This window comes from Marinomonas sargassi, assembly GCF_025716875.1.
Classification (GTDB): Bacteria; Pseudomonadota; Gammaproteobacteria; order Pseudomonadales; family Marinomonadaceae; genus Marinomonas; species Marinomonas sargassi.
This window is the reverse complement of the sequence record NZ_JAOVZB010000001.1, coordinates 842,405-868,497: the sequence shown is the minus strand read 5'-3', so window position 1 is coordinate 868,497 and position 26,093 is coordinate 842,405. Positions and strand designations below refer to the sequence as shown.

Here is a 26,093-nt window from a genome sequence, read left to right as displayed (position 1 = left end):
AGTTTAATATGACATTGATGAACCCGTCTGCCGCTTTACAGCTAGACTATCGCTGGGTACCAGCGCACAGATTAAACAAAACCCATATCCCAACAAAATTATGGCCTTGGCTAATCACTGACGCATCCCTAACGGACAAGCTAAAAAAAACAGGGGGATTATCTGTCGAGGTGTTAGAAGATGCTTGGGGGACTCCAACCGCACGTGAAAGGCAACGTTTAAAGCTAAGCCCTCGACACGCGGCTCGCATCCGAACTGTATTACTTAAGGTTGACGGCATGACAGTAATTTATGCGCGTTCCATCATTCCAGCACGATCGATACGTGGCCACTGGCGTCAAATCAAACATTTGAAAAATAAGCCCCTAGGCGGCTACTTATTTCAGCACAGAACCTTATCTCGCAGTAAAATAGAAGTCACACAATTGCCAAAGGCTATGTTTCCTTCACAAGAGAAGGCCGTTTGGGCAAGGCGCTCAGTGTTCCAACTTTTTGGCCCTGGCATTTTAGTGAACGAAGCATTTTTTGATGATATTAACCTTCTAAGATCACCATTCGGAGCCTTATGAGCAAGTTTTACGATTATCTTGAGCTGACCCGATTTAACAAGCCTATTGGGTCATTGCTGTTAATGTGGCCAACATTATGGGCACTTTGGCTTGCAGGAAATGGCACGCCTGAATGGCACCTCGTAGTGATCTTCGCTTTGGGTGTTTTTGCTATGCGTTCCGCGGGCTGTGTTATCAATGACTACGCCGACCGCAAAGTAGACGGCCACGTAGAACGAACTAAGAACCGCCCTCTTCCATCTGGCCGTGTCTCTGAAAAAGGCGCTCTAATACTCTTCGCAGGCTTGGTTCTTGTGAGCTTTATATTAGTTTTACTCACTGACTTAAAAACCATCTTATTATCTTTTGTTGGCCTCGGCTTAGCGGCGCTTTACCCTTTCATGAAGCGCTATACTCACCTTCCCCAATTATTCTTAGGGCTCGCTTTTTCTTGGGCAATTCCTATGGCTTACAGCGCCCAAGGTGGCAGCTTATTTGACCCTATTCTATGGCTGTTATTCATAGCAAACTGCCTATGGACAATAGCCTACGATACCTACTACGCGATGACAGACAGAGATGACGATATAAAAGTTGGTATTAAATCGACGGCCATTTTATTTGGTAAAAACGATTTGCTTATTATTGTCTGTCTACAGGCAGGAATGCTTTTATTGCTGGCAGCCATTGGGTTATTAGCGCAACTGCATTGGCTGTATTTCTCTTCTTTGTTACTCTGCAATGGCTTGTTTTACATTCAACTTAAGCGTGCAGAAAATCGAGAAAGAGAAGCTTGCTTACTTGCTTTCAAAGATAACAACCTAATTGGTTTATCTATCTTTATTGGCCTAGCTGCCAGCTATTTTGTCTAATATATGGCAAAGTTGTGACATTTTAACCAAACTGTCACATTAGATCGCTTTAATAAAACCCTTCCTGATATGAGGGTGTTCCTGTGAATGGTAAAAAAGTACTAATTATTGATGACGAATCTTCCATACGCGAAATGATTGCCGTTGCGCTTGAAATGGCAGGTTATGAGTATTTAGAAGCTGAAAATATCCAACAAGCTCACGAAATCATTGTCGATCATAGACCAGACCTAGTGCTGGTTGACTGGATGATGCCTGGGGGCAGTGGCATAGAGCTGACTCGTCGTCTCAAAAAAGATAACACGACAGCCGAAATCCCCGTGATTTTGTTAACGGCAAAAAGCGAAGAAGACAACAAAATTCAAGGTTTAGAAGTGGGCGCGGATGACTATATCACCAAACCTTTCTCACCACGTGAATTAGTTGCTCGCCTAAAAGCCGTTTTACGTAGAACGACACCGCAAGGCATTGATGAGCCTCTTGAAATTGAAGGTTTGATTCTTGACCCTATTAGCCAACGAGTTACTATTGGCAATCGCACATTAGAAATGGGACCAACCGAATACAGATTACTGAAATTTTTGATGACTCACCAAGAACGAGCTTATTCTAGAGCACAGCTTTTAGATCAAGTTTGGGGTGGCAATGTTTACGTTGAAGAAAGAACCGTTGATGTTCATATTCGTCGTTTACGCAAAGCCATAGGTGAATCTCACGAATATTTAGTACAAACTGTACGAGGAACAGGTTATCGATTTTCAGCTAAAAGGTCTGCATGAGAAAACTTTGGCGTAACACCATCATTAATTGGCTAATAGGCTTAGGCGCTTGCGTCATCATCGGCTTGATCATTGGGCAATTGCTTGGTGTGCTTCTACTCTATGTATTAGGAACCCTTTACTGGCAGCTTTATCAGCTTTATCAGTTCCATTTTTGGCTACGTCATTCAGGTAAAGCCAACCCACCTGAAGCCAAAGGCATTTGGGGCGAAGTATTTAATAGCGTTTATCGATTGCAAAAAAAACAACGCAAATCAAAACGCAGAATGCAACAAGCTCTAAAAAGAATAGAGAATTCGACTGCGGCCTTAAAAGAAGGCGTGATCATGGCGGACCACCAAGGTAACCTAGAGTGGTGGAATCAATCCGCAGCACATTTTTTCGGGTTAATGTGGCCTACAGATCGAGGTCAAGCCATTACCAATATTGTACGTAGCCCCGACTTCTTTCGTTACTTTTCCCAAAAACGTTTTGGCGAGCCACTTATCATTAAATCGCCCTCTGTTGATGATACTTTTTTAGAAATCCAAACGACTCTATACGACCAAAATGATCATCTGATTTTTATCCGCGATGTCACGCGAATGCACCTGCTCGAACAAATGCGTACTGATTTTGTCGCTAATGCCTCCCATGAACTAAAAACGCCTCTGACGGTTATCAAAGGCTATCTAGAAACATTAGATATGTTCAAAGACGATTTGCCAAAGAGTATGCAGAAAGGCATTACAAATATGACAGATCAATCTGAGCGTATGGAAATGCTCATCGAAGATTTGTTGCTCTTGTCTCGTCTAGAATCTGACGATGAGCGAGAAGAAGCGCAATGGCTCAATATACTAGACATTATTCGTCCTATCCTTGAAACCACCACTTCTATAGCTTCCTCAAGCCATGAAATAAAGATAAATATACCTGCTGATGCACGGGTTAATGGCTCTTTTAAAGAGCTATACAGCGCCTTCTCAAACTTAATTATCAACGCTGTTAAGTATTCCCCTGATGGTGGCGAGATAACAATAGAGTGGCGTACATCCTTAACAACCGATGAACTTAGGGTATCCGATTCGGGAGTAGGTATTGACCCGTGGCATATCCCAAGGCTGACAGAACGATTCTATCGTGTAGACAAAGGTCGAGGCTCACAAACAGGTGGGACTGGCCTTGGCCTTGCTATAGTGAAGCATGTTCTATCCCATCATGATGCAAAACTAGATATCTCTAGTGAGCCAGGAGAAGGGAGCACTTTTTCTTGCTGCTTCCCAATTAACCGAACTCGCCCAGATGATACACCAAGCTAATATGGCGAATGGCTAAAAATCACAAATACATCAAACATAAAAAAAGGAAATGCCATCCAGCATTTCCTTTTTTATTTTCTGAACAAATAAATTTATAAGCTATCAAAAAGCTGACCAATAAAGTCTTCTTTTTCTTTATCCTGATCTATCAGGCCTAAGGTGACTGTTAGGAAGGTTGAATCATGCTTTTTCTCTGTTGTCGCCACCGCTTGAACATAATAATTTAAACGGTTCACTGTCCCTTTATGCTCTAAGTCCAATACGGCTTGTCCTAGCACTTGAGGGATAATGTCATCACTCTTGATAAGCATAGTCGCTTCTTGGCGCCCAAACTGAATGACCATACAACGGAACTGCTTGCCTTCAAAACGCACAATGGTCGGAACTTTTACATCTTTTATAGCGGCGGCTTCTTTTGCAGGGTTGCTAACCTTACCAGCAGAGCTTTTGACTGGCGCTTTACTTGCGCCCATCAGAACATCAAGCGACGCTGTAGCAACGCCCCCCTGATTAGCTGAGTTGGCTTTTTTAGGGTTTTGAGCAGTTAGCTGACCTTCTAATTTATGCTTTTTCGCAGCAGACATCATTTTGCTAACCAGCTGCTCACTAGAAAAGGGTTTACCAAGATAATCGGTTACGCCAGACTTTACTGCTTCTACCACATGGCTTTTATCACCACGGCTGGTAATCATAATAAAAGGCACATCCTCTTTTTTATATTGAGGCTGCTCACGACACCACTGCAGGAGTTCGACGCCGGTCATTTCAGGCATTTCCCAGTCACACAAGACCATATCGAAATGTGTTTTAGCCATTAATTGCTGGGCTTTTCGACCATTAACAGCATCTTCAATCTCCACAGATGGAAATTGTTTTCGTACCGCTCGACGAATCAAATCTCGGGTAAAAGACGCATCATCTACAACTAAAATTTTTAATGCCATTAACGTTTTCCACTAGATGAATTTAATAGGGCTGAAAAGTCACCATGCTCTAACCTAAACACAGACACCCATAATAAGGTAGCCGCAACAACAGCAATAGGCATAACAAACAAATTCAGTACAGGAACAGTCAGAGCCAACATAACAATGCCACCAAATGACCAACATAACAGAGGTTTCGCGCTCAAAGCTTTTCTCATGTCATGGAACTTAATTTTATTATTGTCAAAAGCGTAATCCATAAACTGTAAGGCCAGCATCCACATAGAAAACAGCAGCAGTAAAACGGAAGCAATTACGTTCACAACAGGTATAAAAGACAATAAAAGTAATAGAATAAAACGGGGTAGAAAATACAATATTTTCTGAAATTCTCTTTGTAAGGTGCGACCAGCAATAGACAATATGGCTTCAAAAGACAAAGCATCATCAAAGGTTTTACCTGTTTCTTGCTCTTCTACCTTTTCAGCTAAAAAGGCCATAAAAGGGGCCGCTAGAATATTCACGCCGACAGAGAAGCTAAAGAAGAGTAAAACACTAATCACTGCACCAAAAATCAAATTGAAGAACCAGTGCAGAAAAGACATCCAGTCTGGTAAGTAACCCATAAAGTCCGCTAGTACACTCTGAAAAAGACTCAAAGCAACCACATAAATTAGTGCCATCAGAGCAATGTTGGCTAAAAAAGGAACGAGAATAAACCAACGTAGGTTTTTAGATAAAGCGAGTGGGAGTGCTTGGATAAAGGCATTCGCAGCTTTAAATGGTTGAGTAATCAAAAAAGTAACCTACTAACAAAAATAAAACGCCAGAATACCATGATGACTTTTTAGACACCACATTAGTAAAGTACGAAGCAAGTCATCTGCCACCACAAAATTTAGCAGAGACCTGACTAAAACCTATATAATTAGAGTCTTATCACAATACATGTTAATTTTGCTTCAGAACATTAATAATAAGGTCAGCCAGCATGCGTTTTCTCTATATTCCACTAGCCCTCATTTTATCATTTTCCAGTGCTTTATATGCTTTAGATACACCAACAGGTAGAACGATACTGACAGTCACAGGTGCCATTAAAACCACCAATTCTGATCAGGGTGCTATCTTCGATATGGCCATGCTAAACGCATTACCACGTCACTCTGTAGCCACCCATAACTTATGGACTGAAGGTCTAAATACTTATGAAGGGTTTGCAGCAGCAGACTTATTAAAATTACTTGGAAACAAGGGTAACGTATTACAAGTCACCGCTCTAAATGACTATATGACTGAAATTCCTGTTTCCGATTTTATTGAGCAGGGAGCCATATTCGCAACCCACCAAAATGGCAAACGAATGAGCGTCAGGAACTTAGGGCCTATGATGGTTATTTACCCGTTCGACTCAAACGAAAACGTTCGCTCAGACATCTACTACAGTCGTTCTATTTGGCAAATCAAACATATTAAGTCCATCATCACTACGGAGTAATAGTGTGCGCCTTTCATGGAAACGAACTTGGCTAATCAATCTAAATAAGTGGTTTATCTACACCGTTTTCACGCTGCTCATTTGCCTATGTACTGCTCTTTTGGGTTTTATCGCCTACATAGGGGACACCTCTCATAATAATGATCGCCGAGTTTTCGAAAGCTCCGTATGGAATGCATTACAACTACAAGTTCAGTCCTACCGCTTTATAAACTACTTTTCCTCACTGGACAGTAGTAGCGCAGTAACACACGATGATATTTCCTTTGAATACGAATTGTTAATGAGCCGAATCGATTTACTTAGAAAAGGCGAGATCGGGGAGCTTATCCGAGAATTTGATGACGCTCGTATTATAAAGCTGCTCAATGTCATCAATGGTGAGCTAGAGCTAGTCAGTTTTGATATTGCAAAAATTGAAGAGGGAGATAATAGCTACATAGAAAAGTTATTAGTCCGAATGAATCGCATTGAGCCCAACATAAATGAGCTCATTTCTTTAATTAATAAAGATAACACTGAGTACATCAACACTAAATTCCTTGAGCACCAAACAAACCTCACCACGATTGAGGTACTTTCCGGCATTCTCGCCACTTGTCTCCTGCTACTTTGTTTTTTTTCGATGAAAGCCTTGTCAGAGTTGCGTGCCGCTTTTGTAATCAACAAAAGATTGCAGTCTGGTATAGAAACGATTCATGAAAATAAAACCAATATGACAACTCATGTACTCCATGAGATGCGACACCCTATTAACGCTATATTAGCAGCGACAAAAGCGCTAAGAAATAAAGATGAGGCCTCTCCTCTCACTAAAGCGGAATTACCTAACCATATTGAAGAGTCTGGCCAACAACTGTTAAATACCGTAAATATGTTTTCTGATTTATCTGAAATCAACATTCAAAAACTCTCACTGTCTCCTTACTTAGAGCATTTACGTAACCGTGTCGAAACTTATATCGACACTTTAGAGCATCAGCTAGCGCGTAAAAATCTACTATGCTCAGTCTACGTAGACCCTAGCTTACCAACCTATGTTTCTTTGGATTTCAATCGAGTTAAAGCCATCGTTATTGGGCTAGTGCAAAATGCCATATCCCATACCGTAAAAGGCAGTATTTGTATCCAAATTCGACCTTCATCTCTTACTACTCCTCTATTATCAGGACCAATGCAAGAGGATCGAATCACTCGTGGTAGTGATACGCGAATGCTACAAATTGCAGTCAAAGACACAGGGCTTGGTATGCCGAGCCAATTACAAAACGACTTAAGAACTATGCCTTCCTTACGAAGAAAAGAGGATGAAGATATTCTTGATAAAGTTGGCTTGAATTTATCGCTCTGCTTTAAGCTCGTTGAATTGATGAAAGGGGAAATACAGTTCACTTCAGTAGAAGGGGAAGGTTCTGAATTCTGGGTGGATATTCCATATAACTTGCCTGAGAAACAACCTGAACAGCCTACTCAACTAAAGCTTTCCAATACACGTGCCCTAATCATTGAAGAAGACCAGCAGCTGCGTGAAGTAATAGCGCAACAGCTTGCTATATTTGACATAAACACTTCGCTTAGCTCTGAGTGTACAGGGCATAACAATCAACAATACGATCTCATTATTTTAGGGAGAACAGACTGTTATGAGGGCGATTTACTCGAAGCGATTAATCAATGGCATACTGAAGCGACGCCTATTATTAATTATCAATCGAAAGTTTTTAAAGGCATCGAAGCAGCCTTAACACCGATAACCTTCCCCCTTCTACAAAGTAAATTAGAAGAGACACTAACTCATTTGTTTAAACACAAGATCGCAGAATAACGACTGATTAGCCCAACCTACTCGGCAAAAGTCCAAGCAAAGTCCGTACATTGAATAAATGTGTCTACTAATAATTCAATACCTTGCTGATCGACTTTTGAGAATCGCCCAACCTTCGGGCTGTCTATATCAAATACAGCAATAAGTTTACCCTCAGCCACTACTGGAATAACAAGCTCAGAAGCCGACATTGCGTCACATGCAATATGACCTTCAAAGGCATGAACATCCTCTATTCTCTGTGTTTTCAGACTAGTCGCAGCAGCCCCACAAACGCCCCTGCCAAAAGGTATTCGAGTACAAGCCACTTTGCCCATATAAGGCCCTAGAACAAGCTCAGTACCACGAGAGAAGTAGAAGCCAGCCCAATTTAAATCTTCTAAGGTCTGCATGATAAACGCGGAGAACTGAGCCCCGTTACAAATGAGATCTCGCTCACCACTGAGTAATGCTTCTAATTGGCTATTTAATTCCACATAAGCTTCATAAGATTGGGGGGAGGTATTCGCTTCTATGTTAAACATGTCATTCCTTGGTTTATAGAAAACCAAATCATAACAAAGCCAGAGAGAAGCAACATTAAGAAAAAGAGAGGGGAAGAAGGGAGACTCCTCTCTTAACAACTCGAGTCATTAAGAGAGGAGTAAAAAGACGCTTATTCGGCGTCTTCTAATTCAGATTTAAGGTCTTTTGCCTTAACGTGGCGAACATCAACACCTTTAATCATATAAATCAAATGCTGGCAGGTATGGCGAGCATGGTCACCAATACGTTCTAATGAACGAAGTACCCAGATAACATTAATAATGTTAGAAATGCTACGAGGGTCTTCCATCATATAAGTCACTAATGAACGCAAAGCAGTCTCGTATTCTCTGTCTACTTTACGGTCTTTGTTAGCCACTTTAATCGCAAGATCGACATCTAAACGAGCGTAAGCATCTAAAGATTGATTGATCATTTTAGACACCATTTGACCAATACGGTTAATTTCAACATAACCGCGATGCGTTTCACCTTCACCCATCAGAGTCAAAGACAATGACGCAATCTTCTTCGCCTCATCACCAATACGCTCTAGCTCACTCACCGCTTTGCTGATTGACAAAATCATACGCAAATCCGATGCCGCTGGCTGGCGTTTCGCTAGAATACGCGTACATTCTTCATCAATAAGTCCATCAAGCTGATTAACAGAAGCATCTCTTTCTCGAACTTCTTCTGCTAATTCACCTTGTGCTTCTAACAAAGCCTGTACAGCATTTTCAACTTGAGTCTCTACCACACCACCCATAGTAAGGAAGTGTTGGCGTAACATTTCGAGTTCTTGATTGAACTGCTGAGAAATATGATCCGTAGTTAACTCTTTCATAACTCTTCCTCCTACTAGCCGTAACGACCAGTGATGTAGTCTTCCGTTTGCTGCTTACTCGGATTAGTGAACAAAGTGTTTGTGTCACCGAATTCGATCAAATCCCCCATATACATAAACGCCGTGTAATCTGAAACACGTGCTGCTTGCTGCATGTTGTGAGTTACGATAGCAATAGTGAAATCATTCTTAAGCTCATGGATCAGCTCTTCAATTTTCAATGTAGAGATTGGATCCAACGCCGAAGCAGGCTCATCTAATAGTAACACTTCAGGTTTTACTGCAACGGTACGAGCAATAACCAAACGCTGCTGCTGACCACCAGACATGCCCAAAGCACTTTCATGAAGACGATCTTTCACTTCATCCCATAGTGCTGCAGAGCGCAACGCCCATTCAACTGTTTCGTCGATGACACGCTTTTTGTTAATGCCCTGAATACGTAGGCCGTAAGCCACGTTTTCATAAATGCTTTTCGGGAATGGGTTTGGCTTTTGGAATACCATACCAACACGACGACGAAGCTCAGCAACGTCTGTTCCTTTCGCATAAATATTGCTGTCATGAAGGTTGATTTCACCGGTAATACGGCAGCTATCAACCAAATCATTCATGCGGTTAAAGCAACGAAGAAGAGTCGACTTACCACAACCAGAAGGCCCGATAAATGCCGTCACTTTCTTCTCAGGGATGACCATGTCTACCCCTTTAAGTGCTTCTTTTTCGCCGTAGTAAAGGTGCAAGTCCTTTACAGAAAGGCAAACGGTTTCGTCTTCGATGTTCAACGCTTGTTGGCTGCGTTGCATCGCTGAAATATCAATTGAGTGTGTTTGTTCTTCGCTCATAATAATCTCTTCTTCTCCGCTTACATTTCTAGCGATTTGTATTTTTCACGTAGGTGGTTACGAATAGTCACTGCTGAGAAATTCAACAAGGCAATAACCATCACAAGTAATAGGGCTGTTGCATACACTAACGGACGAGCCGCTTCTACGTTCGGGCTTTGGAAACCAACGTCGTAGATGTGGAAGCCTAAGTGCATGAATTTTTGATCTAGGTGAATAAATGGGTAGTTACCATCTAATGGTAAAGTCGGTGCTAATTTCACAACACCTACTAGCATTAGCGGCGCTACTTCACCTGCAGCACGAGCAACGGCAAGGATAACCCCTGTCATAATCGCAGGGCTTGCCATAGGTAATACCACACGCCATAAGGTTTCAGCTTTAGTTGCACCTAATGCAAGGCTACCTTCACGGACGTTACGAGGGATACGAGATAAGCCCTCTTCTGTCGCTACAATAACCACAGGTACTGTCAAAAGAGCCAAGGTAATCGACGCCCACATCAAACCACCCGTACCAAATGTTGGTGACGGTAATGCTTCTGGGAAGAAGGCTTGGTCGATACCTGAACCTAGGAAATAAATAAAGAAACCTAAGCCAAATACACCGTATACAATGGAAGGTACACCAGCCAAGTTGTTTACCGCGATACGAATGATTCGAGTAATCAAACCTTGTGTTGCATACTCTCGCAAGTAAACAGCGGCAACTACACCAAAAGGCGTTACCAACACTGTCATTAACAAGACCATCATCACAGTACCGAAGATAGCAGGGAATACACCACCCTCTGTATTGGCTTCACGAGGTTCGCCTGATAAGAAGTCCCACACTTTCACAAAGTAGAAGCCCATCTTCTCAACCACACCCATCGCGTTAGGACGGAAAGCATGAACAATCTTAGACACCTGCATCTCATGCACCGTGCCATCCATCACTTGTACAGTGAAGGTATCACGGTTGATTTGCTGATAAAGTGCCGCCAATTGTTGCTGAAGGCCTTTGTATTCTGCATCGTATATTGCACGCTCTGCAGCAAGGTCCGCTTCTGCTTCAGGTGTTAGATCATCATTCAACTCAAGACGGCGCTGCTCTAAACGAATGCGCTCAAGGGCGTAGTTGATCTTGCCGATATCAGCCTTCTCAATTTCCTTGATCTCATGATGGATCTCAGTCGCACGTTCAATGCTTTTCTCAAAAGCAGCCCATGTCGCCAGTGCAGAGTCTGTTGGTGTAATGTCTTGAGTTTCAGACACCACCTGACCATTCTCTTTTACCGACTTAACATAGCCGTACAAGTTACCCCATTCGTGTCGTTCTGCTGTGAACAACATTTCTGGTGTTTGAGAATCGCTAATGTATTGATCAATTACCCAGCCAAAATCAGCACCGTAAACATCACGGTTACCCATTTTCAGCAAGGTACGTTGTAGCAGTTTGTCACCTTCATCAGGAAGGTTGATACCCGCTTCACGAAGCTGTGCAGAAGTAACATCAACACTTTCTACACGCTCAGCCGTCACTGTGTACGGTGTTTCACCCGGTAGAGAGTAAGTTGATTGCACAACATCAGCAGGCCAAAAATGACTTAAACCTCGAACAGCAATCAAAAGTAATAAACCTACTACCATGATAACTGAGATGGCCACTGCGCCAGCGTTTAACCACACCCATGGATCACCAGAGCGAACCCATTCAGATACGGACTTTTTTTCCATTTTCATTTCAGTGCTCATTATAACGACCCGTATTTTTTGCGTAGGTGCTGACGCACAGTTTCAGCGATGGTGTTCACTATGAAAGTAAAGATAAACAACACAAACGCCGCCAAGAAAAGAATTCGGTAGTGCGAGCTACCCACTTCGGACTCAGGAACCTCAACCGCTAAGTTAGCCGCTAAAGTACGCATACCTTCAAAGATATTAAAGTCCATAATTGGTGTATTACCCGTCGCCATAAGTACGATCATAGTTTCACCAACCGCACGGCCCATACCAATCATGACTGCCGAGAAGATACCCGGACTAGCGGTTGGAAGAACAACGCGTGTCATGGTTTGCCAGTATGTTGCACCTAAGGCTAGAGAACCTTGCGTCAAGGCTTTTGGCACACTGAAGATCGCATCTTCGGTAATAGAGAAGATTGTCGGAATAACCGCAAAGCCCATAGCAAAACCAACCACCAGCGCATTACGTTGGTCGAATGTAATACCTAGGTCGTTAGTGATCCAACCACGAATATTACCGTCAAACGCGTACAACTCGATAAATGGACTCATACCTAGACAGAACCAAGCCAACAGAATAATCACTGGGATCAAAAGCAGTGGCTGCCAGCCTTCAGGAACCATCCAACGAATGTTCTGAGGTAGACGAGACCAAAGGTAAGCAAAGGCCACAATACCAAGAGGTAAAATAATCAGGATACTAAAAGTAGCCGCTAGATTTTCCTCAAGGAAAGGCGCAAAGAACAAACCTGCTAAGAAACCAAGAATAACGGTAGGCAATGCTTCCATTAACTCGATAATAGGCTTTATTTTTCGACGTAAGGCTGGCGCCATGAAGTAAGCCGTGTAGATCGCACCACAAATCGCCAAAGGCACCGCCATTAACATAGCGTAGAACGCTGCTTTCAAAGTACCGAAAGCCAATGGCATTAAGCTGTATTTTGGTTCGAAGTCATTATCCGATGCCGAGGACTGCCAAGTGTAAGTCGGTTCTTGATAATCTTCGTACCAAACTTGACCCCAAATAGAAGACCAAGATACCTCTGGGTGCTCATTATCTACATAATAGAAATGAATGCCCTTACCATCTTCTAACAACAAACCATTTGCACGAGGTGCAAAGCTGATGAGTCGAGCACTTTCGTCGCTCAACACTTCATCAATCACTTGACGCTCAGAAGTGGCATTGTAAACAGCAACCAGTCCACGATCATCTAGTGTCGCAAAACCTTTACGACGTTGCTCCATCGCGATATTCGTTAAACCAGATGTCTGATCAACATCACGGATGAAAGTCAGCTTCTCTTCATTGGTTGAGTTATCACGAACATTAAACCACTGGCTTACTCGACCTGAAGAGTCCGCTAGCATCACTGAGGTATTACCTAGTAAGTAACTCATCGAGACAAGTTGAGCATCACCTTCTAAGGCTTGAATCGTGTCTTTTAAACGAATGTTGCTAAAGTCACGCAGATCAAACTCATTAACTTGGCCAGACTCTGTAGCAACGTATAAATAACGCTGATTACCACTGACTAATAAACTATGAGTATTTTCAATGAAAGGTAAGGTTTCTTGCTCTTCTGTTAACTCAACTTCTTCTGTGATGAAGTTAACATCCTTAGTGACTTTCAGAATAGTGCTTTGAGACTCACCTGACGCCGCTAAAGTGAAACCTTCTTCACCTTCACGGAACGACAAATTAGTAATTGAGAAATCGGCAACTTGAATCGCATCTTCACCATAAGGGTATTCAACAAATGGTGTGATTTGACGTACGCCGTCTGGGTAAGAAATACGGTAATTGTGTTTCGTCACCAGGACTTTACCGTCTTCATAGCCAAATGCTAACAAACCACTTGTATCGGATTCTACTGCAAAACCGGTAACCTTCTCTTCACGAGGGTTAGTTACTGTTTGAATTACAGATCCGTCTGCAATAGAAAAGAAAACAATGCTGCCATTACTAGCAACACGCATCCCAATCTCGGCTTGCTCTTCCGTGGTTAAATAAAGGCTTTCCCCTTCTTGCTGAGCAGGTAGCGAGTAGGTCGCCTTATGCTCAATAGAAGCACCCATGAAAAGAGGGGCTACTTCATAAAGAAGGTAAAAACAAATCAGCAATACAGCAAGGATTACGCTGCTGCCGCCGATGGCAATACCCGTTCCAGCCGCACGGTCTTTCAGGGCGCGAATTTTACGGTGACGCTTTAACGCTGGTGTATCAAAATCCAGCTCAGGCATCTGATGGTCAGTTGTTTTAGTCATCCGATTTCATCTTTTTTTGTGACATTTTTATGACACAGATTAGAGCGAAAAAGCAGGATAGTGATTAAACTATCCTGCTTCTATACGTTCTATCCGAATCGCTAAGCTTACTTGATACCTAGTTTGTCTAGGTAACGATCAGCAACTTTAGCTGGTAGAGGTACGTAACCGTCTTTTACAACAACCTCTTGACCCATTTTAGAAAGAACCATTTTAACGAATTCACGTTGTAGTGGTGCTAACGGCTTGTTAGGCGCTTTGTTTACGTAAACGTAAAGGAAGCGAGACAGAGGGTACTTACCAGTTGCTGCATTTTCTAATGAAGCTTCAACAAATGCACCGCCTTCTTTCTTAGCGATTGGCAAAGCACGTACTGAAGACGTTTTGTAACCAATACCAGAGTAGCCGATACCATTTAGAGAAGTTGAAACAGATTGTACTACAGATGCAGAACCAGGCTGCTCATTTACGCTGTTTTTAAAGTCACCTTTGAAAAGAGCGTTTGATTTGAAGTAACCGTAAGTACCAGATACTGAGTTACGACCGAACAATTGAACGTCACGGCCAGCCCAAGCACCAGTCAAACCTGCTTTACCCCAGTTAGTGATGTCTTCGCTGTAACCACCTTTACGAGTAGAAGAGAAGATTGCGTCAACTTGAGGAAGAGACAAACCTTTGATTGGGTTATCTTTGTGTACGAATACTGCTAGAGCGTCGATAGCAACTGGGATAGCAGTTGGCTTGTAACCGAATTTCTTTTCGAAAGCAGCGATTTCTTTGTCTTTCATTGTACGAGACATAGGACCGAAGTTAGATGTACCTTCAGTCAAAGCTGGTGGCGCAGTAGAAGAACCAGCCGCTTGAATTTGAATGTTTACATTTGGGTATAGACGCTTGAAGTCTTCTGCCCATAGAGTCATTAGGTTTGCTAGAGTATCAGAACCAACACTAGAGATGTTACCAGAAACACCGCTTGATTTAGTGTAAGTCATTAAGTTTGAATCAACACTTGCGATAGCGTTAACAGAAACGCCCATTGCTGCTGTGATTGCTAAGCCTGCAACTAGTTTTTTCATTTCATAAACCCCAATGGTTATAGTCAAATAATACGAGCAAATGCTCATGTCTCTTTCGATGGTTGCTACTATAAAAAAGAAATGTGACAGAAATGTTAAAGAATGAAATATTTCTAAAAAATTTAGCACAGGGCCTAAAAGCTGCAAATTAAACAGGGAAAATTTACGATATATATAGAGGGGATAAAGGCCGCTCTTGTGAGGTTATTGCTGTACATATAAAAGGAGCAGCTTTTTTATATACGTAAGTAGAACGAATTTTTTAGATTAGACAGACTGTCTTTCTCAACCTATATCCCTCCAATAAACCCTCAAACGCCTTATTACATGGTATTTACACTGGGTAACATATTCCCATAAGTGGCGTTATCCAATAGACTAACCCTCCCTATTTTTCCGCTTTATAGAAGCGTTTGAAAAATAACAATTAAAACATTATGGGTACTTTTCTCTATGTTAAATAAACTGGTCCGTTTTGCTGAGACCATTTCCCATTACACTGGAAAATGCGTCGCTTGGCTCACGTTGGGTATGATGCTACTTACCTGTCTTATTGTATTGCTGCGCTATGGCTTTGATTTTGGTTCCATCGCCCTGCAAGAGTCTGTGCTGTATCTCCACGCTATGGTGTTTATGCTAGGTGCCGCTTATACCTTTAAAGACGACGAGCATGTTCGTGTTGATGTTTTCTATCGTGGCTTCTCTGCAACTAAGAAGGCAGGGGTAAATGTCATCGGTGGTGTATTCTTTTTATTGCCCTTTACCCTCTATACCGCTTATTTAAGTGCTAATTATGTTGGCGCATCTTGGAATGTGTTGGAGACCTCTCCTCAACCTGGCGGGCTACCTTTCGTTTATTTATTAAAAACCCTGATTCCTGTGATGATGATATCGCTGATTATTCAAGGTATTGCTGACATTTTGAAAAATGTTGGCGTTATTCTTTCTAGCCGTGAAAACATTCCCACTGCTACTACAACAAATGAAGGGGTCAAGTAATGGCTGAATTTCTTCCTTTATGGCTTTTTGCTGCGGTTTGCCTTTGCCTTTTATTTGGATACCCGGTCGCCTTTTCTCTAGGTGGTACAGCATTAATATTTGCAGGTGTTGGCTCTTTATTTGGCACCTTTGATGGTATTTTCCTCGAAGCTTTACCAAACCGCTTATTTGGCATCATAGGAAATGAAACCTTAATCGCCGTACCGCTATTTGTTCTCATGGGCGTACTATTAGAAAAGTCTAAACTTGCAGAAAAACTGCTCGATTCCATGGCGATGCTATTTGGTACGCTACGTGGCGGCTTAGGTATCTCTGTAATCATAGTGGGCATGTTACTCGCCGCGAGTACTGGTATTGTTGGTGCAACCGTTGTGACCATGGGCATGATATCGCTGCCTACTATGCTACGCCGTGGCTACGACCCAGCATTAGCAACAGGCACTATCTGTGCGACAGGTACATTGGGGCAGATTATTCCACCTTCCATTGCCTTAGTGCTATTGGGGGATGTTATGTCCAATGCCTTCCAAAAAGCGCAATTAGAAATGGGGATCTTCTCTCCAAAAACCATTTCAGTTGGCGACCTTTTTGTCGGCGCATTGATTCCGGGTCTAATATTAGTTGGCTTGTACATCCTGTACGTAATCATGGTGGCTTGGCTACAACCCCATAAAGCGCCAGCGGTACCGCGGGATGAATTGCGTAGTGGCTCAACGGAGCCTCTTGCTCTTCAATTGTTTAAAGGTTTAGTTCCACCACTGGTTCTTATCTTCTCTGTGTTGGGCTCTATTCTAAGTGGTATCGCCACACCAACAGAAGCCGCTGGTGTGGGTGCATTTGGTGCCGCTATTTTAGCTCTTGCCAGTGGAAAGTTGAGTTTACCGACCCTAAAAGATGCCGTGTACTCGACTACGAAAGTCACCTCCATGGTATTTATGATTTTGATCGGCGCGTCTTTGTTCTCATTGGTGTTCCGAGGCTTTGGTGGTGAAGAGTTAATTGAAGAGTTCTTCTCTCATCTACCTGGTGGTGTATACGGTGCACTCTTAGTCGTAATGCTGCTGATGTTTGTGCTTGGTTTCATTCTAGACTTTATTGAAATCACTTTTGTGGTCGTTCCGATCGTCGCCCCTGTGTTATTGGCAATGGGGTTAGACCCTGTTTGGTTGGGTATTATGATGGCTATCAACTTACAGACGTCCTTCTTAACACCGCCGTTTGGTTTTGCTTTATTCTATCTACGCGGTGTTGCACCACCAGAAGTGAAAACTCAGTCTATTTATAAAGGGGTGCTACCCTTTATTTTGATACAGCTATTTGTACTCGTTATGCTAGTTATCTGGCCAGAGCTTGCCACTTGGTTACCTGAGCAAGTGTACGCAAACTAACTTTATAGAGGACCTATAAATGAAAGCTATGCAGATTATGAATTACGGTACAGCGAATGATTTATCCTTAGTGGAGACCGCTGTTCCTACGATTAATGAAGATCAAATTCTAGTTAAGGTTGGGGCTGCAGGCGTCAACCCAGTAGACACTTACATTCGCTCGGGTACAAACAACTACACAGCTAACTTCCCTCACACTCCGGGCTTAGACGGCGCTGGAACTATCGTCGAGTTAGGTAAGAATGTTGTGGGCTTAGAAGTTGGTCAACGTGTGTATTTCAGTCGCAACCTAACAGGTTCTTCTGCTGAGTATGCGGTGTGTGCCACTACTCATACCTTCCCATTGGCAGACTGCCTGTCTTTTGAAGAAGGAGCTGGCATTGGCATTCCTTATACAACAGCTCACCGAGCTTTGTTTGGTCGTGCCAACGCACAGGCTGGAGACAAGGTATTAATTCATGGTGCCACAGGTGCCGTTGGCCTTGCCGCTGTACAACTCGCCCTAGCTTCGGGAATGGAAGTGGTTGCTAGCTCAGGCACCTCAGAAGGCGCAGAGTTACTTCGTCAACAAGGTGTGGGCGATGTCATCATGCACAATGAAGAAGGCCACCTAGCACCTTATCAGTCGCTAGAGGCAGGCTTTGATATCGTTATCGAAATGTTAGCCAACCATAACCTAAACCAAGATTTAAAAGCTCTGGCTGTGGGTGGTTGTGTTGCGGTTGTTGGTAACCGAGGTACGGTTGAAATCAACCCTAGGGACTTAATGGCTCGTGACGCTTCTGTTATCGGTGTTGCGTTAGCGCAAATCAAACCAGCTGAATTAGCGCTCATCGCTAAATCATTACGCCCTTTGTTTGAGAAAGGTGTTTTGAAGCCTGTTGTACGACGCGCTTACGCTCTTGAAGAATTACCGCAAGCCCATGAAGATGTATTGAAAAGTGGTGCGCTAGGAAACCTAGTCATTAGTATCGAAAACTAAGACCTAGACTCCTTATAAATAAAGGCTTTGATTAGGTTTACCAAACCACATCAAAGCCTTCTTTTTATGTGGGTTTTATGGCTCTAAAAGACGTTGAGCTTGTCGTTGCTAATAGGCAGCATTCAGCTTGTTTGCTTTCGGTTAGCCTTTCCCCCATTATACTTTTGATAATGACACACGCCTTCAGATGGACTCTTTGTGACCAAACTCGACTCTGACATTTTAAGCCTACCAAGCGAAGCCAGTGCCCACGATCACGACTACCACCAGCTAGTAGTGGTATTGGACGGCAATACGGACTTCGATATCCAAGGTAAAGGCAAACAAATGCATATGGGGGAAGGTTGTATTCTTCCTTCTGAGAACAGCCATGCTTTTGCAGGGTTAGGGGAAAACCGCATTATGCTGGTCAACTTACCGGTTCCTCCCCAAAAAGCAATTACCGATGAAGAGTATGAGGTTGTTTCACGTTTATTTGACCAAGCCGCCTACTTTCAATTGAATCCGCGTTTACAAATTCTGGCTTCTGCCTTATCAGGTGAATTACAACAATATCCAGACGACCCTATGCTAGCTAGGGCTTGTGGTAACACGCTACTCAGTGCCGTTAGACACCAAATCAACAATCAAAGTAAAACAATTCGAGGAAAGCATTTAGACATAGATAAGCTTGACCAGTTTATCGAGTTAAACTTATCTCGTCGTGTGCACATAGATCAATTGGCTAATTTTTGTTTCCTCAGTGTTAGCCAATTCCATGAGCGATTTAAAGAAAAAACAGGTATCACACCTCATCAATATCTAATGCGTAAACGCTTAGAACGAGCTAAACACCTACTTAGGGAAGGTTTCACCCCTATTCAAGTGGCAGAAATGTCAGGCTTTTCTAGCCAAAGTGCCATGACCAGTGTCTTTACTCAGGTACTGGGGGTTTCGCCTGTGAAGTTTCAAAAAAGTTTACTCTGATACTAGTTAACCTCATTTCCTTTGCATAAAACCTCTTACTGTTATATCTCCTCAGTCACGTCTATTTTTAATTTAGTTGATCGGATTTTTTTGTAAAAAAAACCGAGTTTTTCGAAAGACAGTATCTTCCCCTAATGATTAAAGTGTCGTCATTATTTTTATACTAATGCGGGAGAACATAATCATGTTTACAGCTATTGAAGTGCTTAACCCAAGCTTCATAAATCAATCACCCAGCACGCTATGGTCGCTCATTTCTCCTCTTTATAAAGTTGATGAAGAAAGCTGGCTAAAAGAGCTTTTACCTCTTGCCAAACCATCAGCAGAACAATTAAAAACTCAAACAGATAATGCCTTCCATTTGATTACTGAGGTACGTAAAGATGACGAGAGCATGTCTATGATTGATGCGCTTTTGTTGGAATACAGTCTGGACACCAAAGAAGGCATTTTACTTATGTGCCTTGCCGAAGCCCTAATGCGCGTGCCAGACAAAGACACCGCTGATGCTTTTATTAAAGACCGACTCAGTGTTGCGGATTGGGCATCACACACTAAGAATTCAGATTCCTTCTTCGTCAATGCTTCTACTTGGGGTCTATTGCTTACGGGCAAAGTCGTGACCATGAGTGAAAAGCAAGACGGCTCACCGGCTAATTTAGTAAACCGCATGGTGAACCGTGTATCCGAGCCTGTCATTCGCAAAGCAATGAACCAAGCCATGAAGATTATGGGGCATCAGTTTGTTTTGGGTCGTGATATTAAAGAAGCGCTATCCCGAGGTAAAAAATACCGCGATAGAGGCTACACCTATTCTTTCGATATGCTTGGAGAAGCTGCATTAACCGCAGACGATGCTAAAAAGTATCTGACTTCTTATGAACGAGCGATTCAGTCCGTTGGTAAGGATTCTTATAAACAGGATCATCGTCCAACCATTTCCATTAAGCTTTCTGCACTTCACCCTCGTTACGAAACAGGTTGTGAAGAACGAGTCATGACAGAGCTGTTTGAAAGCGTTAAAGGGCTTATTCAGCAAGCTCGCGCCGTCAATGTAGGCATTACCATAGATGCAGAGGAAGCCGACCGTTTAGAGCTGTCTTTAAAACTGTTCGAGAAGTTATTTCTTGATGAAGTAACCAATGATTGGAACTTGTTTGGCCTTGTTGTACAAGCTTACTCAAAACGCGCCCTAGCTGTTTTAGCTTGGCTTACGGCGTTATCCAAGCAACAAGGTAAACGTATTCCTGTACGTCTAGTAAAAGGGGCTTACTGGGATTCAGAGATTAAGCTCTGCCAGCAAAAAGGCGTGAACGGCTACCCTGTTTATACACGAAAAGAAGCAACCGACGTGTCTTACCTTGCTTGTGCGCACTTCCTATTAAGTGAACATACTCGCGCTAACTTGTTCCCTCAGTTTGCTAGCCACAATGCCCATACCATAGCGACCATTCATACTATGGCGACGCAGCTAGATGCGACAACAGATGAGTTCGAATTCCAACGTTTACACGGTATGGGAGACGCACTTTATAACCATTTAATAGACAAGAATAATATCTGTGTCCGTATTTATGCCCCTGTAGGCAGCCATAAGGATCTCCTTCCTTACCTTGTACGTCGCTTATTAGAAAATGGTGCCAACAGCTCATTTGTTCACAGACTGATCGATGCCAGCTACCCAGTAGAAAATTTGGTAGAACACCCTGTTACCTTATTGGAAGGGCGCCAGTCTTTGGCTAACCCTTATATCAAGCTACCTGAGAGCTTATTCAACGACAGAAAAAACTCATTCGCTCCAAATATTGAAATAGATTCCGAGTGGACTCCTTTCCAAGAGAAGGTAAATCACTTTATGTCAGCAGATATACAGTGGCGCGGATACTCTCTCGTTGGCGGCGAAAAAGTGGCGACGAATAACTCTCCAATCGTAAAAAGCCCTTACGATCACTCTCAAGTAGTGGGTAAAGTTGATTGCGCCGAACCAAGCACTGTCGATGAAGCCATTAATATCGCTCAAGAGGCTTTCCCTGCTTGGTCTTCTCTCACTATGGGTGAACGCGCTAATTGCTTAGAGAAAGCCGCAGACTTGCTAGAGGAAAACTATGCAGAGCTGGTTGCTATCTGCCACAGGGAAGCAGGCAAAACAATTCAAGATAGCCTTGATGAAGTAAGAGAAGCCGTCGACTTCTGTCGTTATTACGCCCAACAGGCAAGGGATCATTTATCTGGCGAAAAAATATATACAGATTTTCTGAAAAATGAAAAAAGGGTTCAAATAGTGGGGCGAGGTGTATTTGTTTGCATTAGTCCGTGGAATTTCCCTTTAGCTATCTTTATGGGTCAAGTGGCTGCCGCATTAGTAACGGGTAATACCGTTATCGCCAAACCTGCTGAGCAGACAAGTCTTATTGCTTTTCGTACCGTAGAGCTTCTCCACGAAGCGGGTATTCCAACCAATGTGCTGCACCTTGTTATAGGTAAAGGCTCTTATATAGGGAATAACCTTACGAATAATCCACATATTGCAGGGCTGGCTTTTACTGGCTCAACGGGTACTGCACAAAGGATTAATCGTAGCTTATCAAACCGTGATGTTGACCCTATTCCTGTTATCGCTGAAACAGGTGGGCAAAATGCCATGTTAGTGGACTCCACCTCTCTTCCAGAACAAGTAGTACGAGATGTGGTTCGCTCTGCCTTTGCGTCTGCAGGCCAACGTTGTTCAGCTCTACGTGTCTTATTTGTGCAAGAAGACATTGCCGATAAAGTTATTGTGATGATTAAGGGTGCCATGAAAGAGCAATCTGTCGGTCTACCCTATTTACATAGTACGGATGTGGGCCCAGTTATCGATAAAAACGCCCAAGAAATGCTCTTAGACCATATAGAAGACATGAAAGTAAAAGGTAAATTAATTGCTCAAGCAGCATTACCTAGCTTTGCTGAAAATGGCACCTTTGTACCACCTACGGCATTTGAAATAGATAACATCAATCAAATCTCGGATGAAAAGTTCGGCCCTATTTTGCATGTCGTGCGCTATAAAGCTCGTGAGCTAGACCAGATTATCGACACCATTAACAACTCAGGGTTCGGTCTCACCATGGGCGTCCATAGCCGAAACGAAACAACGTGTGCCCGTATTGTTGATCGCGCTCGTGTCGGTAACATTTACCTTAACCGTGACCAAGTTGGTGCTGTTGTTGGTGTACAGCCATTTGGTGGCCAAGGTTTATCGGGCACTGGGCCAAAAGCAGGCGGTCCCCACTACCTTCCACGTTTCGCATTAGAGAAAGAGCTTTAGAGGAAAACGACTATGACAACAACACATACAAACCAAATTCAGGTCGCTTTAAATGCTTTTGAGCGATGGGACAGACTGGGTGTCACTGGGCGCTGTGATGCGCTAAGAAAAACACTCCCTTTATTAGCTGAAGAACAGCAAAAAATGGCAGAGTGGCAGCTCAATAATGCCCAAGAAAAAATAGCTGATAAGCAGATTATGCCGGGACCAACAGGTGAGCGTAATGAGCTATTTTCTCAAGGTAGAGGGCCATTTCTATGCTTAAACGATCTCGCAGGTGAACATGTCAGCACAGCGTTAGTTGGCCAAGTTTACACAGCGTTAGTTGCTGGTAACCCTATTATTACGTCAGGGTTAGAAGGAAAGCGCCTTATAGATATACTGCAGCCTTTGCTCCCTGAAGGTGTTGTGCAGAATATCAGTGATGTGGTTTTAGATGCTTTACTAGAAGCTGACTCGTTAGCTGGTGTGGCCATCCTATGTGATATGAAAAAAGCCAAGTCATTGAACTCAAGACTAGCAGCAAAAGAAGGTTTACTTTGCCAACTGGTCGCTGAAACCAGTGATACGTTAGCAAGAATAGCAAAGCCTAACTATATTCTAAATTTCATAACCGAAAAAACTGTATCCATAAATACAACGGCTATTGGCGGAAACGCAACCCTGTTAGAACTTGGCAGCAAAGCAGATTAATCCTGCTCATAAGCTGACAAAACCTAACAGCAAAGTAGCCCAAAAAAAGAGCCCCTTTTACTCTTCAGTAAAAGGGGCTCTTTTTAAGCTATAACCCTGTTTATTCTGTCTCACGACCATTGATATAAGCACGTTCAGACACTTCGTGCCATGCTCGAACCTTGCTACCAAAGTCTTTAAACGAGTCATACACTTTTCGACTTAGTGGATCTGCAGAGGCAACCTCTTCTAATGTCTCATCAGATGCTTTTTTCAATGCAGACAATACATCAGCAGGGAAAGGTTTAAGGATAACGTTATGCTCATTCACCAAAGTTTGTAGAGCAGAGTTGTTCAACGCTGTGAACTCATCAAGCATTTCTGCGTTGGCTTGACGTGTCGCTGCGCGGACAATTAGCTGTAGATCCTGCGGTAGAGCTTCAAATGCTTCTTTGTTGAAAAGCGCTTCCATTGTAGAACCTGGCTCATGCCAGCCCGGGTAGTAGTAGAATTTAGCGGCTTTATACAAACCAAAAGCTAAATCGTTGTATGGGCCAACAAACTCAGTCGCATCAATAGCTCCCGTCTGTAGTGAAGTAAAGATTTCACCACCCGGCAAGTTAATTGGTGTGCCGCCTACTTTCTTCAAGACTTCGCCACCCAAGCCCGGGATACGCATTTTTAAGCCTTGGAAGTCTTCAAGGGAATTGATTTCTTTGTTAAACCAACCACCCATTTGTACGCCTGTGTTACCAGCTGCCATTGGAATCAAATTAAATGGGGCGTAAATTTCTTCCCATAGCTTCAAACCGCCACCATGGTGAATCCAAGAGTTGATCTCTTGAGCGGTAAAACCAAAAGGTACCGCAGTAAAGAATTGAGCTGCAGGCGCTTTACCTTTCCAATAATACGCAGCACCATGGCCCATTTGAGCTGTACCACGGGATACCGCATCAAATACTTCTAAAGGTGGAACAAGCTCACCGGCCGCATAGACTGTAATGTTTAAGCGACCATTGGACATATCATTAATACTTTTTGCTAAATTCTCAGCACCAGTACCTAACCCTGGGAAATTTTTTGGCCAAGTTGTCACCATTTTCCATTCAATGGTTTCTACTTTTTTCTCTACTTTAGCGGTTTCTTCGGCTTTATCAGAGCCTCCGCATGCCACTAATGTCGCTGTTGCTAAACTAACAAGAGCTAACTTGCTCCATGTTTGTATTTTTCTCATTATGTTTTCCTCAGGATATTTATTTTTATGTTTTCCATTAAGTAACCGGCTTGCTTGACCTTTGTTTTTCAAAATAGCTAAAGAAAGTATTAGCCATTTTTATAAACTAAGTAACGAAATAGTATGAATTGATGCCCCTATCCTCAAGTTCTTTTTTGCGTTTTGGTAACTTTCTTATTATTAAAAAAAGAAAAGCCCCATTATTAAAAATAATGGGGCTTTTTCAACCAAGATAAAACGATAAAATTAACTTAGTCGTTTGCTCGGCCATTAATAAAGGCACGCTCAGAAACATCATGCCAATCGCTTACTGAGCTACGGAATGCTTTAAAAGCGTCATATACTTTTTGGCTATCCGCATCGCTAGCAGCCACTTCTTCTAGAGTTTCTTGAGACGCTTGTTTTAGCGCTTCCAATAAATCTTCTGGGAAAGGCTTCAAAATAACACCATGGTCATTAACCAAAGTTTGTAACGCAGCGTTATTACGGGCAGTAAACTCACTTAGCATATCTAAGTTCGCTTGCTGTGTTGCAATACGAACAATGGCTTGTAAGTCGGCAGGCAAAGCTTCAAAAGCATCTTTATTGAAGATAGCTTCTACCGCTGAACCCGGCTCATGCCAACCTGGGTAGTAGTAGTACTTAGCCGCTTTGTATAAACCAAAAGCTAGGTCGTTATATGGTCCAACCCACTCAGTTGCGTCAATAGCACCGGTTTGAAGAGATGTGAAAATTTCACCGCCTGGCAGGTTAATTGGTGTCGCACCAATTTTCTTAAGTACTTCTCCACCTAAGCCCGGCATACGCATTTTCAAACCTTGGAAGTCTGCTAAAGAATTGATTTCTTTATTAAACCAACCACCCATTTGTGCACCTGGGTTGCCTGCTGGCATAGGAATCACATTGAAAGGAGCATACAGTTCTTCCCATAGCTCTAAACCACCACCGTGATAAACCCAAGCATTAAACTCTTGTGCTGTCAGGCCAAAAGGTACTGTCGTAAAGAACTGTGCAGCGGGCACTTTGCCTTTCCAGTAGTAAGAGGCACTGTGACCCATTTCTGCAGTGCCACGAGAAACGGCATCAAACACTTCCAATGGTGGTACTAGCTCACCTGCCGCATATACTTTAACCGTTAAACGGCCACCAGACATTTCCGTTATGTTCTTTGCTAGAGATTCAGCACTGGTACCGATACCTGGAAAGTTTTTCGGCCAAGATGTGACCATTTTCCATTCAAAACTTTGTACCTTTGTTTCAGAATTTGTTTTTTCTGTAACTTGTTCTTCTTGTTTATCAGAGCCACCACAGGCAACCAATAAAACGGCGAACAATCCAACAAAAGCGAATTTACTCAACTTGATTAGGTTCGACATATTTTCCCCTCTGGGAATAAGTTAGGTATTAAAAATAAGCGTCTATTAAAAGCATTGGTATAAAGAAACTTCTCTTCAGCTTTTTATAACCATGCTTCTATAAAATGTTGTTATTTTTTTAAGGTAGACAAGA

At 42.7% G+C, this 26,093-nt stretch carries 22 protein-coding genes; 12 read left to right on the top strand and 10 right to left on the bottom strand.

What is annotated here, in order from left to right:
- Window positions 1-8 precede the first annotated feature (8 nt).
- From OFY17_RS04165 to phoR, 4 genes are all read left to right on the top strand, one after another.
- On the top strand, window positions 9-569 hold the full coding sequence (locus tag OFY17_RS04165; protein WP_263529443.1) for a chorismate--pyruvate lyase family protein: 561 nt from the start codon (window positions 9-11) through the stop codon (window positions 567-569).
- On the top strand, window positions 566-1,420 hold the full coding sequence (gene ubiA, locus OFY17_RS04160) for a 4-hydroxybenzoate octaprenyltransferase (protein WP_263529442.1): 855 nt from the start codon (window positions 566-568) through the stop codon (window positions 1,418-1,420). The genes OFY17_RS04165 and ubiA overlap by 4 nt, the downstream gene beginning before the upstream one ends.
- A gap of 83 nt (window positions 1,421-1,503) precedes the next feature.
- Window positions 1,504-2,199 carry a phosphate regulon transcriptional regulator PhoB gene (phoB, locus tag OFY17_RS04155; RefSeq protein WP_263529441.1) on the top strand — a complete coding sequence of 232 codons (696 nt, stop codon included), beginning with the start codon at window positions 1,504-1,506 and terminating at the stop codon, window positions 2,197-2,199.
- Entirely contained in the window at window positions 2,196-3,500 is a 1,305-nt protein-coding gene (phoR, locus tag OFY17_RS04150; RefSeq protein ID WP_263529440.1) for a phosphate regulon sensor histidine kinase PhoR, read from the top strand. The genes phoB and phoR overlap by 4 nt, the downstream gene beginning before the upstream one ends.
- A 92-nt stretch (window positions 3,501-3,592) precedes the next feature.
- On the opposite strand, the gene OFY17_RS04145 is transcribed toward phoR, so the two are convergent.
- Window positions 3,593-4,444, bottom strand: a complete 852-nt coding sequence (locus OFY17_RS04145; RefSeq protein ID WP_263529439.1) for a response regulator — start codon at window positions 4,442-4,444, stop codon at window positions 3,593-3,595.
- Entirely contained in the window at window positions 4,444-5,223 is a 780-nt protein-coding gene (gene cysZ / locus OFY17_RS04140) for a sulfate transporter CysZ (protein WP_263529438.1), read from the bottom strand. Before cysZ ends, OFY17_RS04145 begins: the two co-directional genes overlap by 1 nt.
- 194 nt (window positions 5,224-5,417) lie before the next feature.
- Here cysZ and OFY17_RS04135 point away from each other — a divergent pair, with 194 nt between their 5' ends.
- Window positions 5,418-5,924, top strand: a complete 507-nt coding sequence (locus OFY17_RS04135; RefSeq protein ID WP_263529437.1) for a hypothetical protein — start codon at window positions 5,418-5,420, stop codon at window positions 5,922-5,924.
- A gap of 4 nt (window positions 5,925-5,928) precedes the next feature.
- Window positions 5,929-7,749 carry a sensor histidine kinase gene (locus OFY17_RS04130; protein ID WP_263529436.1) on the top strand — a complete coding sequence of 607 codons (1,821 nt, stop codon included), beginning with the start codon at window positions 5,929-5,931 and terminating at the stop codon, window positions 7,747-7,749.
- A gap of 17 nt (window positions 7,750-7,766) precedes the next feature.
- Here the strand turns inward: OFY17_RS04130 and OFY17_RS04125 are convergent, their stop codons facing one another.
- The 6 genes from OFY17_RS04125 to OFY17_RS04100 form a co-directional block, all read right to left on the bottom strand.
- The gene (locus tag OFY17_RS04125; protein WP_263529435.1) at window positions 7,767-8,273 is read right to left on the bottom strand and encodes a GAF domain-containing protein; all 507 of its coding nucleotides are present in this window, start codon (window positions 8,271-8,273) and stop codon (window positions 7,767-7,769) included.
- A 131-nt stretch (window positions 8,274-8,404) separates the two neighbouring features.
- A complete protein-coding gene (gene phoU, locus OFY17_RS04120) occupies window positions 8,405-9,121 on the bottom strand; it encodes a phosphate signaling complex protein PhoU (protein ID WP_263529434.1) in 717 nt (238 codons plus the stop codon).
- 14 nt (window positions 9,122-9,135) lie between these two features.
- On the bottom strand, window positions 9,136-9,966 hold the full coding sequence (pstB, locus tag OFY17_RS04115; RefSeq protein WP_318013646.1) for a phosphate ABC transporter ATP-binding protein PstB: 831 nt from the start codon (window positions 9,964-9,966) through the stop codon (window positions 9,136-9,138).
- A 20-nt stretch (window positions 9,967-9,986) separates the two neighbouring features.
- Window positions 9,987-11,690: a phosphate ABC transporter permease PstA gene (pstA, locus tag OFY17_RS04110; RefSeq protein ID WP_263529433.1), complete on the bottom strand. Its 1,704-nt coding sequence runs from the start codon at window positions 11,688-11,690 to the stop codon at window positions 9,987-9,989.
- 11 nt (window positions 11,691-11,701) lie between these two features.
- The gene (locus OFY17_RS04105) at window positions 11,702-13,960 is read right to left on the bottom strand and encodes an ABC transporter permease subunit (RefSeq protein WP_263529432.1); all 2,259 of its coding nucleotides are present in this window, start codon (window positions 13,958-13,960) and stop codon (window positions 11,702-11,704) included.
- Window positions 13,961-14,067: 107 nt separating this feature from the next.
- Window positions 14,068-15,036 carry a PstS family phosphate ABC transporter substrate-binding protein gene (locus OFY17_RS04100; protein ID WP_263529431.1) on the bottom strand — a complete coding sequence of 323 codons (969 nt, stop codon included), beginning with the start codon at window positions 15,034-15,036 and terminating at the stop codon, window positions 14,068-14,070.
- Window positions 15,037-15,489: 453 nt separating this feature from the next.
- Between OFY17_RS04100 and OFY17_RS04095 the strand changes: the two genes are divergently transcribed.
- The 6 genes from OFY17_RS04095 (at window position 15,490) to OFY17_RS04070 (ending at window position 23,371) form a co-directional block, all read left to right on the top strand.
- Complete coding sequence (locus OFY17_RS04095) at window positions 15,490-16,035, top strand: TRAP transporter small permease subunit (RefSeq protein WP_263529430.1); 546 nt, start codon at window positions 15,490-15,492, stop codon at window positions 16,033-16,035.
- Window positions 16,035-17,423, top strand: coding sequence for a TRAP transporter large permease (locus tag OFY17_RS04090; RefSeq protein ID WP_263529429.1), 1,389 nt, complete (start codon window positions 16,035-16,037; stop codon window positions 17,421-17,423). The genes OFY17_RS04095 and OFY17_RS04090 overlap by 1 nt, the downstream gene beginning before the upstream one ends.
- A gap of 19 nt (window positions 17,424-17,442) precedes the next feature.
- On the top strand, window positions 17,443-18,405 hold the full coding sequence (locus tag OFY17_RS04085; RefSeq protein ID WP_263529428.1) for an NADPH:quinone reductase: 963 nt from the start codon (window positions 17,443-17,445) through the stop codon (window positions 18,403-18,405).
- Window positions 18,406-18,603: 198 nt separating this feature from the next.
- On the top strand, window positions 18,604-19,371 hold the full coding sequence (locus OFY17_RS04080) for an AraC family transcriptional regulator (protein ID WP_263529427.1): 768 nt from the start codon (window positions 18,604-18,606) through the stop codon (window positions 19,369-19,371).
- Window positions 19,372-19,555: 184 nt separating this feature from the next.
- A complete protein-coding gene (gene putA, locus OFY17_RS04075) occupies window positions 19,556-22,678 on the top strand; it encodes a bifunctional proline dehydrogenase/L-glutamate gamma-semialdehyde dehydrogenase PutA (RefSeq protein WP_263529426.1) in 3,123 nt (1,040 codons plus the stop codon).
- A gap of 12 nt (window positions 22,679-22,690) precedes the next feature.
- Window positions 22,691-23,371, top strand: a complete 681-nt coding sequence (locus tag OFY17_RS04070) for a 1-pyrroline-5-carboxylate dehydrogenase (protein ID WP_263529425.1) — start codon at window positions 22,691-22,693, stop codon at window positions 23,369-23,371.
- Between the two features lie 100 nt (window positions 23,372-23,471).
- Here OFY17_RS04070 and OFY17_RS04065 read toward each other — a convergent pair whose 3' ends face one another.
- Both OFY17_RS04065 and OFY17_RS04060 read right to left on the bottom strand, forming a co-directional pair.
- Window positions 23,472-24,584 carry a TRAP transporter substrate-binding protein gene (locus OFY17_RS04065; protein WP_263529424.1) on the bottom strand — a complete coding sequence of 371 codons (1,113 nt, stop codon included), beginning with the start codon at window positions 24,582-24,584 and terminating at the stop codon, window positions 23,472-23,474.
- 251 nt (window positions 24,585-24,835) lie between these two features.
- A complete protein-coding gene (locus OFY17_RS04060) occupies window positions 24,836-25,960 on the bottom strand; it encodes a TRAP transporter substrate-binding protein (protein ID WP_263529423.1) in 1,125 nt (374 codons plus the stop codon).
- Window positions 25,961-26,093: the final 133 nt, after the last annotated feature.

Coding starts and splice junctions, on each gene's coding strand:
- OFY17_RS04090 (WP_263529429.1), top strand. CDS start 16,035: ATGGCTGAATTTCTTCCTTTATGGCTTTTTGCTGCGGTTTGCCTTTGC.
- OFY17_RS04100 (WP_263529431.1), bottom strand. CDS start 15,036: ATGAAAAAACTAGTTGCAGGCTTAGCAATCACAGCAGCAATGGGCGTT.
- pstA (WP_263529433.1), bottom strand. CDS start 11,690: ATGAAAATGGAAAAAAAGTCCGTATCTGAATGGGTTCGCTCTGGTGAT.
- putA (WP_263529426.1), top strand. CDS start 19,556: ATGTTTACAGCTATTGAAGTGCTTAACCCAAGCTTCATAAATCAATCA.
- OFY17_RS04125 (WP_263529435.1), bottom strand. CDS start 8,273: ATGTTTAACATAGAAGCGAATACCTCCCCCCAATCTTATGAAGCTTAT.
- ubiA (WP_263529442.1), top strand. CDS start 566: ATGAGCAAGTTTTACGATTATCTTGAGCTGACCCGATTTAACAAGCCT.
- OFY17_RS04065 (WP_263529424.1), bottom strand. CDS start 24,584: ATGAGAAAAATACAAACATGGAGCAAGTTAGCTCTTGTTAGTTTAGCA.
- pstB (WP_318013646.1), bottom strand. CDS start 9,966: ATGAGCGAAGAACAAACACACTCAATTGATATTTCAGCGATGCAACGC.
- phoR (WP_263529440.1), top strand. CDS start 2,196: ATGAGAAAACTTTGGCGTAACACCATCATTAATTGGCTAATAGGCTTA.
- OFY17_RS04105 (WP_263529432.1), bottom strand. CDS start 13,960: ATGACTAAAACAACTGACCATCAGATGCCTGAGCTGGATTTTGATACA.
- OFY17_RS04135 (WP_263529437.1), top strand. CDS start 5,418: ATGCGTTTTCTCTATATTCCACTAGCCCTCATTTTATCATTTTCCAGT.
- OFY17_RS04060 (WP_263529423.1), bottom strand. CDS start 25,960: ATGTCGAACCTAATCAAGTTGAGTAAATTCGCTTTTGTTGGATTGTTC.
- OFY17_RS04145 (WP_263529439.1), bottom strand. CDS start 4,444: ATGGCATTAAAAATTTTAGTTGTAGATGATGCGTCTTTTACCCGAGAT.
- OFY17_RS04095 (WP_263529430.1), top strand. CDS start 15,490: ATGTTAAATAAACTGGTCCGTTTTGCTGAGACCATTTCCCATTACACT.
- OFY17_RS04085 (WP_263529428.1), top strand. CDS start 17,443: ATGAAAGCTATGCAGATTATGAATTACGGTACAGCGAATGATTTATCC.
- phoU (WP_263529434.1), bottom strand. CDS start 9,121: ATGAAAGAGTTAACTACGGATCATATTTCTCAGCAGTTCAATCAAGAA.
- OFY17_RS04165 (WP_263529443.1), top strand. CDS start 9: ATGACATTGATGAACCCGTCTGCCGCTTTACAGCTAGACTATCGCTGG.
- OFY17_RS04070 (WP_263529425.1), top strand. CDS start 22,691: ATGACAACAACACATACAAACCAAATTCAGGTCGCTTTAAATGCTTTT.